General features: G+C 59.4%; 9 protein-coding genes. 4 read left to right on the forward strand and 5 right to left on the reverse strand.

What is annotated here, in order from left to right; genetic code table 11:
* Window positions 1-27 precede the first annotated feature (27 nt).
* Both glnA and BSY240_RS02920 read right to left on the reverse strand, forming a co-directional pair.
* Window positions 28-1,437, reverse strand: coding sequence for a type I glutamate--ammonia ligase (gene glnA, locus BSY240_RS02915; RefSeq protein WP_069041355.1), 1,410 nt, complete (start codon window positions 1,435-1,437; stop codon window positions 28-30).
* A gap of 62 nt (window positions 1,438-1,499) precedes the next feature.
* On the reverse strand, window positions 1,500-1,838 hold the full coding sequence (locus tag BSY240_RS02920; protein WP_006727717.1) for a P-II family nitrogen regulator: 339 nt from the start codon (window positions 1,836-1,838) through the stop codon (window positions 1,500-1,502).
* A gap of 351 nt (window positions 1,839-2,189) precedes the next feature.
* On the opposite strand from BSY240_RS02920, the gene BSY240_RS02925 reads away from it, so the two are divergent.
* Window positions 2,190-3,680: a bifunctional ADP-dependent NAD(P)H-hydrate dehydratase/NAD(P)H-hydrate epimerase gene (locus BSY240_RS02925; protein ID WP_069041356.1), complete on the forward strand. Its 1,491-nt coding sequence runs from the start codon at window positions 2,190-2,192 to the stop codon at window positions 3,678-3,680.
* 25 nt (window positions 3,681-3,705) lie between these two features.
* Here BSY240_RS02925 and BSY240_RS02930 read toward each other — a convergent pair whose 3' ends face one another.
* The 3 genes from BSY240_RS02930 to uvrA all read right to left on the reverse strand — a co-directional run bounded on the left by BSY240_RS02930 (window position 3,706) and on the right by uvrA (window position 9,341).
* A complete protein-coding gene (locus BSY240_RS02930) occupies window positions 3,706-5,367 on the reverse strand; it encodes a Na/Pi cotransporter family protein (RefSeq protein ID WP_069041357.1) in 1,662 nt (553 codons plus the stop codon).
* Window positions 5,368-5,519: 152 nt separating this feature from the next.
* Window positions 5,520-6,323 carry a DUF72 domain-containing protein gene (locus BSY240_RS02935; RefSeq protein ID WP_069041358.1) on the reverse strand — a complete coding sequence of 268 codons (804 nt, stop codon included), beginning with the start codon at window positions 6,321-6,323 and terminating at the stop codon, window positions 5,520-5,522.
* Between the two features lie 96 nt (window positions 6,324-6,419).
* Window positions 6,420-9,341, reverse strand: a complete 2,922-nt coding sequence (gene uvrA / locus BSY240_RS02940) for an excinuclease ABC subunit UvrA (RefSeq protein ID WP_069041359.1) — start codon at window positions 9,339-9,341, stop codon at window positions 6,420-6,422.
* Between the two features lie 268 nt (window positions 9,342-9,609).
* On the opposite strand from uvrA, the gene BSY240_RS02945 reads away from it, so the two are divergent.
* The 3 genes from BSY240_RS02945 to BSY240_RS02960 all read left to right on the forward strand — a co-directional run bounded on the left by BSY240_RS02945 (window position 9,610) and on the right by BSY240_RS02960 (window position 13,223).
* Window positions 9,610-10,155, forward strand: a complete 546-nt coding sequence (locus tag BSY240_RS02945; RefSeq protein ID WP_069041360.1) for a single-stranded DNA-binding protein — start codon at window positions 9,610-9,612, stop codon at window positions 10,153-10,155.
* Between the two features lie 768 nt (window positions 10,156-10,923).
* Window positions 10,924-11,721 carry a tyrosine-type recombinase/integrase gene (locus BSY240_RS02955; RefSeq protein WP_069041362.1) on the forward strand — a complete coding sequence of 266 codons (798 nt, stop codon included), beginning with the start codon at window positions 10,924-10,926 and terminating at the stop codon, window positions 11,719-11,721.
* Window positions 11,718-13,223, forward strand: coding sequence for a site-specific integrase (locus tag BSY240_RS02960; RefSeq protein WP_083229542.1), 1,506 nt, complete (start codon window positions 11,718-11,720; stop codon window positions 13,221-13,223). Before BSY240_RS02955 ends, BSY240_RS02960 begins: the two co-directional genes overlap by 4 nt.
* Window positions 13,224-13,228 lie beyond the last annotated feature (5 nt).

Consider the following 13,228-nt stretch of genomic DNA (forward strand, 5'->3'; position numbering starts at 1 on the left):
CGCCTCGTCATTGTCAGGCTCGGATAATCAGGCCGAGTAGTACATGTCGAATTCGACCGGATGCGGGGTCATTTCGAAGCGCATGACTTCCTGCATCTTCAGTTCGATGAACGAATCGATCTGGTCGTCGTCGAAGACGCCGCCGGCGGTCAGGTACTTGCGATCCTTGTCCAGGCTTTCGAGCGCTTCGCGCAGCGAACCGCAAACGGTCGGGATCTTCTTCAGTTCCTTCGGCGGCAGGTCGTAGAGATCCTTGTCCATGGCCTTGCCAGGATGGATCTTGTTCTTGATGCCGTCGAGACCGGCCATCAGCATGGCAGCGAAAGCGAGGTAAGGGTTCGCGGTCGGATCCGGGAAGCGGACTTCGACGCGCTTTGCCTTCGGGTTGGAGCCGAACGGAATGCGGCACGAGGCCGAACGGTTGCGGGCCGAATAGGCGAGCAGAACCGGTGCTTCGTAGCCCGGGACCAGACGCTTGTAGGAGTTGGTCGACGGGTTGGAGAAGGCGTTGATCGACTTGGCGTGCTTGATGATGCCGCCGATGAAGAACAGGCAGCTTTCCGAAAGACCGGCATATTCGTCGCCGGCGAAGGTCGGCTTGCCGTCCTTCCAGATCGACATGTGCACGTGCATGCCCGAGCCGTTGTCACCGAAGATCGGCTTCGGCATGAAGGTCGCGGTCTTGCCATAGGCATTGGCAACCTGATGCACGACGTACTTGTAGATCTGCATCTTGTCGGCGTTGCGCACCAGCGCGTCGAACTTGATGCCGAGCTCGTGCTGGGCTGCTGCCACTTCGTGGTGGTGCTTTTCGACGACGACGCCCATTTCGCCGAGAACCGTCAGCATTTCGGAACGCATGTCCTGCAGGCTGTCGATCGGCGGAACCGGGAAATAGCCGCCCTTGACGCGCGGACGGTGACCGAGGTTGCCGGTCTCATAATCGGTGTCGTCGTTCGACGGCAGTTCCGTCGAATCGAGCTTGAAGCCGGTGTTGTAGGGGTCGGCCTTGTACTTCACGTCGTCGAAGACGAAGAATTCGGCTTCCGGACCAACGAAAATGGTGTCGCCGATGCCAGACGCCTTGAGATAGGCTTCGGCCTTCTTGGCAGTGCCGCGCGGATCGCGGTTATAGGCTTCGCCCGAGACAGGATCGAGGATGTCGCAAAGGATGACCATCGTCGACTGGGCGAAGAAGGGGTCCATGTGGACGGTGGCCGGATCCGGCATCAGCACCATGTCGGACTCGTTGATGGCCTTCCAGCCGGCAATCGAGGAACCGTCGAACATGACGCCATCGGCGAACATGTCTTCGTCGACGCAGGCGATGTCCATCGTCACGTGCTGCAGCTTGCCCTTCGGATCGGTGAAGCGCAGGTCGACGAACTTGATGTCGTTGTCCTTGATCTGTTTCAGAATATCGTTTGCGGTCGTCATATTCTTATATTCCTCGCGTGAGCTGACGATTGAAACCCGACCTCCCTTGGTGTCGGGTCCGATTATATGGCGTCGATACCGGTTTCGCCGGTTCGAATGCGGACGACTTCTTCGACGTTCGAAACGAAGATTTTGCCGTCGCCGATGCGGCCCGTCTGAGCTGCATTGCGGATGGCGTCGATGACGGCCTCCACGTTTTCGTCGGCCAGTACAACTTCGACCTTCACCTTGGGCAGGAAGTCCACGACATATTCGGCGCCGCGATAGAGCTCGGTATGGCCCTTCTGGCGACCGAAGCCCTTGGCTTCCGTCACGGTGATACCCTGCAAGCCGACTTCCTGAAGGGCTTCCTTCACTTCGTCGAGCTTGAAAGGCTTGATGATCGCTTCGATCTTTTTCATGAGAAAATTTCTCTCCGCTTCCTCAGTAAAGCAGGATGAGCCCCGCCCGCCGGGCTGGATGCAGGGAATGTGCCAGTTTTTCGCGAAAATCGCGCGAAAACCGTCGCCTCCTCCGTCCGACAGGGCAAATCTCCAGCAAAATGACCGGAAAAGCCAGCCCGTTTCCTGCAAAATATCGATTTTAGCCAATCTTTTTTCCAGGGCTGCTATACCACTAACATGCTGGCCTCCTTGCGCATTTTCTGATCTTAAAGCCAACAAACTAGGCATTTGCACAGAAAGACATCAATTGCCTTTGCCTAAAATCGTGCAGCGTTGCGCAAGGCGTGGATTCTGCTCTAACCTTGATCCATGACCCGCCCCAGCAAGCAAGTCCCCCCCGAGATCCTTCTGACACCGGATGCCATGGCCCGTGTGGATGCGGCCGCTGCTTCGTCTGGGATCGACAGCTTTGGGTTGATGCTGCGTGCGGGGGAGGCGGTCGCGGCGGCAGCCCTTCGTCACTTTCCCGGAGCCTTGAGGTTCGTGATCTTCTGCGGGCCGGGAAACAATGGCGGAGACGGATATGTCGCGGCTTCTGCCCTGGCGCGCTCGGGCGCCGATGTCCACGTCTACAGTCTGGTGGAGACGGCGGCGCTCAAGGGAGATGCCGCTCGCGCGCATGCCGCCTGCCCACTTCCGGTGATGGTCATCGAGCGGTTCCACCCTGATGCAGGCGAGGTGATCATCGATGCACTGTTCGGGGCGGGCCTGACGCGGGATCTTCCGGACGCCGTGCAGGCGCTCATCCGCATGATCCGCGAGGCGGGACTGCCTGTGCTTGCCGTTGATCTTCCGTCCGGCATCGACGGTGCAACGGGGGAAATCAGGGGAGAATCCTTCGAAGCTAGCCACACTGTGACCTTCATGACGAGGAAGCCTGGGCATGTGCTCCTGCCAGGGCGTCTCCAATGCGGGCCCCTTGAAGTTTTCGACATCGGCATTCCCCGGCGGATCGTCGAGGCGGACGCCCGACCGCTCTGGACCAACGGTCCTGCGATCTGGGCCGGGCATGCCCGACACAGTTCGGCGCACGACCACAAGTACCGCCGTGGCCATGTGACTGTGTTTTCCGGTCCGCAGACGGCGACCGGGGCAGGGCGCCTTTCCGCGGAGGCTGCGTTGCGGGCTGGTGCCGGACTGGTGACGCTTGCGTCGCCATCGGAGGCGCTTGCGACCAATGCCGCCCACCTGACGGCCGTGATGCTGAGTTCGGTCGACGGTGTCGATGACTTGTCCGAATGGCTGTCCGACACGCGCCGCACCACATTCGTGCTTGGCCCGGGTTTCGGTGATCGGCAGCGCGCCTGCGCTTTTGCGGAGATGATCGGCCGGGCCGGACGCAAGCTCGTCCTCGATGCGGACGGTATCACTGCCTTTGCGGGTGCCGCCGAGCAACTGAATGCGCACTTCAGTTCCGATGAACCGAGGCTGGTCGTCACGCCGCACGAGGGCGAGTTTTCACGCCTCTTTCCGGAGATTGCGGCGGACCACAGCTTGGGCAAGTTGGAAAAGGCGCTGGCCGCTGCCAAGTGCCTGGGTGGCATCGTCGTCTACAAGGGAGCGGATACCGTGATTGCGGCGCCGGACGGGCGCGCAGCCATTGAGGAAAAGGCGCCTGCGACCCTCGCTACTGCCGGATCGGGTGATGTCCTTGCCGGCATCATTGGTGCAAGGCTGGCCAATGGGATGCCGGCGTTCGAGGCGGCCTGTGCGGCTGTCTACCAGCACGGTCAGGCGGCGCTCCGTGCCGGTCGCACGCTGACGGCCGAAGACCTGATCACCCAGATCCAGGCGGACTAGGCGTCAGCAACCTCGACTTTAGCGCTCACAACTCCGCCGGTTGCATGAGGCGGCTGCGCCGCAACATGCCTTCGCCCTCGAGCAAGGGATAGGCGATCGAGACGAAGAGGGAATTGATCTCCTTCAGATCGCGCATGGTGTCGATATGCAGCGAGCTCGATTCGAAACTTGCGGCATTGCCCTGGCGCAGGCGCTGAAGATGGCTCTCCTCGCTGGTCTTCACCAGGTTACGGATCGCTTCCTTGCGGGCGACGAGCTGGCGGGCATGCTCGAGATCGCGGGTGACGAGCAGGTTGAAGGCGAGATGGGCATTCTTCACCACCTCGTTGTGCATGGCGCAGAGCTCCGCCCAGCCCTCGGCCGAGAAGCCGACGTTGCGCTCCTTCTTCTTGCGGGCGCGTGTCAGCATGTTCTGCGAGATGATGTCTGCCGCCTGCTCGATCTTGATCGTCGCGCCCAGGAGGTTCTGGCATTGCGCCGCCGACGTCTGGTCGAGTGCGGTTGCGGAAATGCGGGCGAGGTAGAACTTGATGTCGCGATGGATCGTGTCGATCTGGTCGTCGAGCGTTTCAATCCGCTCCATCTTCTTTGGATCCCAATGCTCGAAGAGATCGAAGATGCCGTCCAGCATGACCTCGGTCTTGTCGCAGACAGCCAGGACCTCGCGGGTGGCATTGGAGATCGCCTGTTGCGGATTGCCGAGATCCATCACGTTCAGGGCCGAAAGACGATCGTCATTGGCCGGCCGCTCCTCGCTGCGGGCGAGCATGCGCTCCAGAAGGCCTGCAACGAGCCCGGCAAAGGGTAGACCGAGCACGAGCACGGCGCCGTTCATCGCCAGATGCACCATGACGACGGCATCCCCGGGAAGGGCGGCAAAGACCGTCGGGCTGATCGCAAACACAAACTGGGCCCCGAGCGCGATCAAAGTCATCATCCCGCGGATCACAACATTGCCGAGCGGCACGATCCTGGCGTTCGGCGCGGCATTCTTGGTGAGCAGTGCAGCGATAATGGCGGCGCCGAAATTGATGCCGAGCACCAACGGAATGATCAGCGCATCCGGCAAGAGATGCTGGTCGGCGAGCGAAGCGACCAGGAGGACGGCGGCGACACTGGAATGGAAGGCCCAGGCGAGCAGGGCTGCGAGCGCAAAGGCGCTGATCCAGTCGCTGGCGAGATAGTTGAAGAGCACGGGCAGGATCCGGCTCTCGCGCAGCGGTTCCGACGCCTCGCCAATCAGTCTGAGCGACAGGAGCAGCAGGCCGAGACCGAACAGGATGCGGCCAATCTGCCGCCAGCCGCGCGCCTCGGATGTCCGGAAGGCGACGGTGCCCGCGAGAAGCAGAACGGGAACAAGCAGCGAGAGATCGTAGCGCAAAATGCGCACGACAAAGGCCGAGCCGAAATCGGCACCAAGCAGGGTCGCTACACCGATGGCCGGCACCACATAACCGGCTGCGGAAAAGGACGAAACGATCAATGCGACGGCGGTTGCACTTTGCAGCGCTACCGCGAACAGAAAGCCTGCGAATGCAGCCGAAAAGCGGTTGCCGACGGCATGCCGGAGCTTGTCCTTCAAAACGCCGCCATAGGCGCGCTCGATCCCGGTGCGTACCATGCGGGTCGCCCAGAGAAGCAGCGCAACGGCGCCGGCGAGATGAATGAAGACGGCAATGCCCGACATGAAAGTGCCCCGAAAATTCGCAATGGTGGACGCGCACGTCCAAAACGGGAACCATGCCGGCCGAAGTCGCGGTCTTGTCCGCGACTCTGCGACCGAGCCTAGTCCAAATTCGCCATTGTCACAAATCGATGACTGTCAGTCGGCTGGACCGCTCAACCAACCTTCTTTTGCAGTTCCATCGCGCCGCGCGGTGCATTGACCTTGCCGCCGGAGATGAAGAAGGCAAAGACGTCGCGAGGTTTTTTGGTCGCCGCACTGTCTTTGGCAATCAGCGGGAGATCGTCGGGCACACCGCCGCCAGCGTAGGTTTTCAGCCGTTCTGACCAGGCATCGAGTTCCGCCGGTGGGTAGCAGGTCGGCGTCTCGTCCGTGCCCTTTTGCAGCCGTGCATAGACGAAATCGGCCGTCGGATCGGCGAACATCGGGTAGTCGTGATGATCGGCGCAGACAGCGGCCACGCCATGGCGCCTCAGCATCTCGATGAATTCTGGCACCTGGAAGGAAGCATGACGCGGCTCGACGACATGGGTGAGGGGACGGCCCTCCATGGTCTTCGGCAGGAGCGTCAGAAAGACTTCGAAATCCTCGAGCTCAAACTTCTTCGTCGCCATGAACTGCCAGAGGATCGGTCCGAGATGATCCCCGAGTTCGGCAATTCCCTGGTTGACGAATTTTTCGATCGACGGACCGGCCTCGGCCAGCACCTTACGGTTGGTGCAATAGCGGCTTGCTTTCAGCGAAAAGACAAACCCCTCCGGCACCTCCGATGCCCATTTGGCGAAGGTCGCCGGCTTCTGGCTGGAATAGTATGTGCCGTTGACCTCGATCGCAGTCAGCTGCCGGCTGGCATAGTCTAGCTGCCGCTTCTTCGGGAGGTCGGAGGGGTAGAAGCTGTCGTCCCAGGGATCGAAGGTCCAACCACCGATGCCGGTGCGGATCGTGCCGGATTTGGTCATGAAACCTCTCTTGCGAAAGAAATTTAGGCAACTGGCTAAACAAAGAAATACCAGCTTAGTAGCCGAGACGCCCCAGCGTTCGAAAGCGCGGGCGGATCACTCCGCCGCCTGCACCTTCTTCACCGGCCGCCGCTGCAAAAGCTCCTTCAGAAACTGCCCGGTATATGACGTTTCAACCTTTACCACCTCTTCCGGCGTGCCCTGGGCGACGATCTGGCCGCCGCCATCGCCACCTTCGGGGCCGAAATCGAGGATGTAGTCGGCCGTCTTGATGACCTCGAGATTGTGCTCGATCACGACGACAGAATTGCCCTGGTTCACCAGTTCCTGCAGCATTTCCAGAAGCTTGGCGACGTCGTGGAAATGCAGACCGGTGGTTGGCTCGTCCAGGATATAGAGCGTGCGGCCGGTCGAGCGCTTCGACAGTTCCTTGGCGAGCTTGACGCGCTGCGCCTCGCCACCCGACAGCGTGTTCGCCTGCTGGCCGACCTTGATATAGCCGAGGCCAACATCAAACAGCGCCTGCAGCTTGTCGCGCACCGCCGGCACCGCCTGGAAGAATTCGACACCTTCCTCGACCGTCATGTCGAGAACGTCGGCAATCGACTTGCCCTTGAAGGTTACGTCGAGGGTCTCGCGGTTGTAGCGCTTGCCGTGGCAAACGTCGCAGGTGACGTAGACGTCGGGCAGGAAGTGCATCTCGATCTTGATCACGCCATCGCCCTGACACGCTTCGCAGCGGCCGCCCTTGACGTTGAACGAGAAGCGACCCGCCTGGTAGCCGCGCGCCTTGGCTTCCGGCAGACCGGTGAACCAGTCGCGGATTGGCGTAAAGGCACCGGTATAGGTCGCCGGATTGGAGCGTGGGGTGCGCCCGATCGGTGACTGGTCGATGTCGATCACCTTGTCGATGAATTCGAACCCGTCGATCCGCTCGTGCTCTGCAGGATTTTCGCGCGCACCCATGACACGGCGGGCCGCCGCCTTGTAGAGCGTCTCGATCAGGAAGGTCGACTTGCCGCCACCCGACACGCCGGTGACTGCCGTGAACACGCCGAGCGGGATCGAGGCGGTGACGTTCTTCAGATTGTTGCCCTTGGCGCCGACGACCTTGATCTGCTGGCCCTTTTTCGGCTTGCGCCGTTGGGCTGGGACACTCACACCCATCTCGCCGGTCAGGTACTTGCCCGTCAGGGATTTCGGATTGGCCATCACGTCCTGCGGCGAGCCCTGCGCGATCACCTGGCCGCCATGGATGCCAGCCGCCGGGCCGATATCGACGACGTAATCGGCGGTCAGGATCGCATCCTCGTCATGCTCGACGACGATCACGGTGTTGCCGATGTCGCGCAGGTGTTTCAGCGTGTCGAGGAGCCGCGCGTTGTCGCGCTGGTGCAGGCCGATCGACGGCTCGTCCAGCACATAGAGCACACCCGTCAAGCCGGAGCCGATCTGCGATGCCAGACGAATGCGCTGGCTTTCGCCGCCAGACAGTGTGCCGGAATTTCGCGACATGGAGAGATAGTCGAGGCCGACATCGTTGAGGAAGCGCAGTCGCTCGCGGATTTCCTTGAGCACGCGCACGGCGATTTCGTTCTGCTTATCGGTCAGCTTCGCCGGCAGCTCCTCGAACCAGGAGCCGGCATTGCGGATCGCCATGTTCGTCACCTGGCCGATATGCAAGCCATTGATCTTGACAGCGAGTGCCTCCGGCTTCAGGCGGAAACCATTGCAGGCCGGGCAGGGGGCGGCCGACATGAAGCGCTCGATCTCCTCGCGCGCCCAGGCACTGTCGGTCTCTTTCCAGCGCCGCTCAAGGTTCGGCACGATGCCCTCGAAGGTCTTGGTCGTGGTGTAGGAGCGCGCACCATCGGCATAGTGGAAGTCGATCTTCTCCTCGGTGCCGTGCAGAATGGCCTTCTGCGCCGCCTCCGAGAGGTCCGACCACTTTGATGTCAGCTTGAAGCCGAAGGCCTTGCCCAGCGCTTCCAGCGTCTGGTTGTAATAAGGCGAGCTGGATTTGGCCCAGGGCGCAATCGCCCCGTCATTCAGCTTGCGATGCACTTCCGGAACGATCAGCGCTTCATCGATCTTCTGCTGCGAACCAAGGCCATCGCAGGTCGGGCAGGCGCCGAAGGGATTGTTGAAGGAGAAGAGGCGCGGCTCGATTTCCGGAATGGTGAAGCCGGAGACGGGGCAGGCGAATTTCTCCGAGAACAATACGCGTTCATGCGTTTCGTTCAGCGACTTGTTGGCCGAACCGCCGGCAGATGTTTCCTCTGGCGGCAGCGGCTTGTCTGCAAATTCCGCGACCGCCAGGCCGTCGGCCAGCCGAAGGCAGGTCTCCAGACTGTCAGCCAGGCGGCTCGCGATGTCAGGCCGTACAACCACGCGGTCTACGACCACATCGATATCGTGCTTGTATTTCTTGTCGAGCGTCGGGGCCTCGGCGATTTCGTAGAACTGTCCGTCGATCTTGACGCGCTGGAAGCCCTTCTTCATCAGCTCGGCGAGTTCCTTCTTGTACTCGCCCTTGCGGCCGCGGATCATCGGCGCGAGGATGTATAGACGGGTGCCTTCCTCGTAAGCGAGTATCCGGTCGACCATCTGGCTGACCGTCTGGCTCTCGATCGGAAGGCCAGTTGCTGGCGAATAAGGCACGCCGACACGCGCAAACAGCAGGCGCATGTAGTCGTAGATCTCGGTGACCGTGCCGACCGTCGAGCGCGGGTTGCGCGAGGTCGTCTTCTGTTCGATCGAGATCGCCGGCGACAGACCCTCGATCTGGTCGACGTCTGGCTTCTGCATCATCTCGAGGAACTGGCGGGCATAGGCCGAGAGGCTCTCGACGTAGCGGCGCTGCCCCTCAGCATAGATCGTGTCGAAGGCGAGCGACGACTTGCCGGAGCCGGACAGCCCGGTCATCACGATCAGGCTGTTGCGCGGCAGATCGAGGTCGATGCCCTTCAGATTGTGCTCGCGCGCGCCACGGATGGAAATGGTCTTGAGTTCGCTCATGTCAGGCTCTGATCGGCAAAGGGAAGGGGACGGTCCTTGGGAGAACTGTCCTTATGTAGGCAACGGCGCCCTTGAGTCGAGGCACAAGGCGCAACGGCTGTGGAATTTCGATTCTGTTGACAGGATCATAGGGAAATACTAGAACAAATAAAGAACATTTTCGCTGTGGATTTAGCCGCCTGTTCTCCCACTCGCGGGAACGGATGGGATAAGGTGGCATTTGATTGGATTTTGAACGCCGCGGCGGCGCGGCAGTAAGGTGAGTGTCATGGCTGGTAGCGTCAACAAGGTCATTCTGATCGGCAATCTCGGTGCCGATCCCGAAATTCGCCGGACCCAGGACGGCCGGCCGATCGCCAACCTGCGCATCGCGACCTCGGAAACCTGGCGCGACAAGAACAGCGGCGAACGCAAGGAAAAGACCGAATGGCATTCGGTCGTGATCTTCAATGAAGGCCTCTGCAAGGTTGCCGAACAGTATCTGAAGAAGGGCTCGACCGTTTACATCGAGGGCCAGCTGCAGACCCGCAAGTGGCAGGACCAGAGCGGCGCGGACCGTTACTCGACGGAAGTCGTGCTGCAGGGCTTCAGCGGCAACCTGACCATGCTTGGCGGTCGCGGTGATGGCGGCGGCGCCTCGCGTGGCGGCAATGACTTTGGCGGTGCCGATTACGGCGGCGGCGGCGGTGGCTACGACGGCGGCTACGGTTCGCCTGCACCTTCGCGTGGCGGCGCCTCCGGTGGCGCAAGCCGAGGCGGCAGCGCCCCTTCCGGCGGCTTCTCCCGCGATCTCGACGACGACATCCCGTTCTAGCAGAGAGCGTCTCTACTTTTGTAAACTGGCTCACCTATCGTTTTGAGACAGAAAGGGAATCTGGAAAGTTTACAGATTTGGGAAGCGTTGTAGGCGTTGACTGTTAAAGGAATGCTGAAAACTGTAAACTACCTCTGCGTCTCTAAATATAGGTCTGAAAAAAATGAACACTGTTCAAAAAATAACTTGAACAGTGTTCATAAGAAATATATATGTTGTCTATTGCATTGATTTGATTCGTAGGTGATGGTCCTGCTATTCTGAATAGCCGGGATGTCATTACTTGAGAAAAAATCCTTATGTCGTTCGATGGCGTCGCTTTTCATCTGGGGAGCGGGTGCCGTTCATTATTTCGACGACCAGCGGCCTTCCGCTTGAGGCCCCCACATTTTGGATCACCGCCCACCGCAGGGCGCTTGGAATTCAACCGAATACCCTTTTCAACGAGCTCCGCTCGTTGATTCACCTCTATCTTTGGGCTGACCTCCGGGAGATTGATGTCGACGATCGCCTCAGGGGGGAGTATTCCTTTCCCTGAATGAAATCATCGATCTGGTTGCATTCTGTGGCCGATACCTTGCGGATATACTTCCCGAATTTGAGCAACGTCGCTCGAACGTTGTCACTCTGGTAAACCGGGGGAAGCCGCCGAGAGAGGGGACAGTTAAGTCCGGCGAGAAGCGGAAGCGACTTTACGATATCCGGTCGTTCATAGAGTTCACCAGTGCCGATCACCTGTCCCAGCTCCAGCAGTGGCCCAAGCGCTGGTTGATATACGACAAGGTGCGCCGGGAATGCCTTGACCGGATTGGCGAGTACATCGGAGCGATCCCGGCGCCCAACCGCGACGATGTCGGACATCGAGAGGGGCTTGAAGCACAGGTGATCAAGAGGCTGCTGGAAGTCCTTGAGCCTGATCATCCAGAAAACCCTTTCCAGGCCAATGTCCGTTTCAGGAACTATCTCATTGTCAGGCTGCTGATCGAGCTTGGCATACGGCGCGGCGAGCTTCTTGCTCTTTACATAGAAGATATGGCGCTCACGGGCGCGAAGGGCACCGTCACAATTCACCGGCGGCCAGATGACATACATGATGACCGCCGCGAAAAACCCGCCGTCAAGACTGCGGCGCGTTTACTGCCGTTGAGCGGTCGCGCGACGGAACTAGTTCACGAATGGGTTGTCGAGTATCGATCCAAATTGCCGTTAGCTAAGCGGAATCCCTTCCTCATTGTCACCATCCCAGACGGCAGACCAATGTCGTTGTCGAACATCAACAAGATTTTCCAGGCAATACGCAAGCGTGTTCCCGGTCTGCCCGAGGAACTTGGGCCGCATCTGCTCCGGCACTCTTGGAACGACGCATTCTCGGAACAGATCGACCGCATGGGAAACATATCGCAGGAAAATGAGACCAAGTGGAGGACGCGGCTCATGGGATGGAGAGGCGCTTCGACAGCACAGCACTACCTGCGCCGCACCACTCGGCGCAGGTCCAACGAGTTCCTCGCTAAGATACAGGAAGGTTTGGATATCAGGATGGCCGACGACGGGGATAACTCATGAGACCGATTGATGGTGATACGGGTTTGGGAGATTTGCCCCCGCTTCCCGACGGTGTGACCACCCGCGATGGAATGGTGTTCGACCCGCGCCATGATCACTGGCCACTTGGAGGTCTCTCGCACACAAGGATCTTGAGGTTCGATGAGCTCGACCGTCTTTCTCCCGGGATTATACAGCGGCTCAAATGGCTTTTGATCATACAATTTGGAGAGAAGTCATTCTCGTATGGGGACAACCTTTTTTCTAATTTCCTGTGGTTTTACCGCTCTGTGCTTTCGATGCTGAACTCGCCCCTCGAGCGTATCGAGCTTTCCCATATTCTCTCATACAAGACGATGCTCAACGATACGACAGAATGGAAGTTAGGTGTCCTGCGTATTGCTCTTACCGACATGAGCAGGCTTGGTTTTGGCATCGCCTCGGACGAAGTTCTGGAATATCTCGCTAGCGCTACTATACGAGGCAATATCAAGGGGACTTCGATCCGCACAAGGGATCCGAGGAAGGGAGCATTTAGCGATCCCGAACTTCTGACCATTCAGTCGGCGCTTAACGAGGCATACGCACATGGTGAGATCAACCCCTACAACTTCGCGCTTGTCTGGCTGTTTCTTGCCTTCGGATGTCGCCCCATCCAGATCGCGGCAATGAAGGAAAAGGACCTTCTGGTATCGGAGACCAGTGAAGGGAAGGCCTATGCGCTTCGAATACCTCGAGCGAAGCAAACAGGAAGTGGTCACCGTGACGTCCTCAAGGCGCGATATTGCAGCAAGCAGATTGGCGCACTACTAGAGCGGGTGATTGAAAACAATGCGCTAAAGCGCGAAATGCTGCATCTCGAGCTGGGCGAAGCGCCGTTGTTTATCGGACGAAAAAAGGGGCGGTTGTCGGGGCTCGCCTATCATCGCACCTCGTCCAGTATCGGAAGTTCGATAGACTACACAATCGAACGCATCAGCGGCCTTAAGGGAAATTCCAGGCGATTCAGAATAACGCTCGCCCAGCGTGCGGTCGATGACGGGAAGGACAAATGGAGCGTGGCCGAGCTTCTCGATCATTCGGACACGCAGAATGTTGAAGTCTACTTCGAGGCCAGTCCTGCAATGGTTCTGCGTCTCGACCGCCATCTCGCGATGGAACTGGCGCCTATCGCTCAGGCTTTTGCTGGTGTCGTCGTCGAGTCTGAGGAGGAAGCTCGGCGCGGCGGCGATCGGACTAGCCGCATTTACGACAGGACGCTAGTTGACAATATCACCGATCCCCTTGGGACATGCGGGCAGATGAGCTTCTGCGGTTTGGCTGCGCCGTACGCATGCTACACTTGCCGTCACTTTCAGCCATGGATCGACGGGCCTCACGAGGCGTTCATGGCCGCGATGATCGCCGATCGCAAGCGCCAAGAGGATGATGCAATATCCCCCAAGATATTCACCATCAGGGATCGCTCGATTTTGGCAGCGGCGGAAGTGATCCAGCTCTGTTCCGCAGAGAGAGCGACTTAAGGAGT

This window comes from Agrobacterium sp. RAC06, assembly GCF_001713475.1.
Taxonomy (GTDB): Bacteria; Pseudomonadota; Alphaproteobacteria; order Rhizobiales; family Rhizobiaceae; genus Allorhizobium.

Excerpts from the sequence above, each read along its gene's own strand:
- BSY240_RS02960 (WP_083229542.1), top strand. The coding sequence starts at position 11,718 with ATGAGACCGATTGATGGTGATACGGGTTTGGGAGATTTGCCCCCGCTT.
- BSY240_RS02935 (WP_069041358.1), bottom strand. The coding sequence starts at position 6,323 with ATGACCAAATCCGGCACGATCCGCACCGGCATCGGTGGTTGGACCTTC.
- BSY240_RS02920 (WP_006727717.1), bottom strand. The coding sequence starts at position 1,838 with ATGAAAAAGATCGAAGCGATCATCAAGCCTTTCAAGCTCGACGAAGTG.
- BSY240_RS02945 (WP_069041360.1), top strand. The coding sequence starts at position 9,610 with ATGGCTGGTAGCGTCAACAAGGTCATTCTGATCGGCAATCTCGGTGCC.
- BSY240_RS02925 (WP_069041356.1), top strand. The coding sequence starts at position 2,190 with ATGACCCGCCCCAGCAAGCAAGTCCCCCCCGAGATCCTTCTGACACCG.
- BSY240_RS02930 (WP_069041357.1), bottom strand. The coding sequence starts at position 5,367 with ATGTCGGGCATTGCCGTCTTCATTCATCTCGCCGGCGCCGTTGCGCTG.
- glnA (WP_069041355.1), bottom strand. The coding sequence starts at position 1,437 with ATGACGACCGCAAACGATATTCTGAAACAGATCAAGGACAACGACATC.
- uvrA (WP_069041359.1), bottom strand. The coding sequence starts at position 9,341 with ATGAGCGAACTCAAGACCATTTCCATCCGTGGCGCGCGCGAGCACAAT.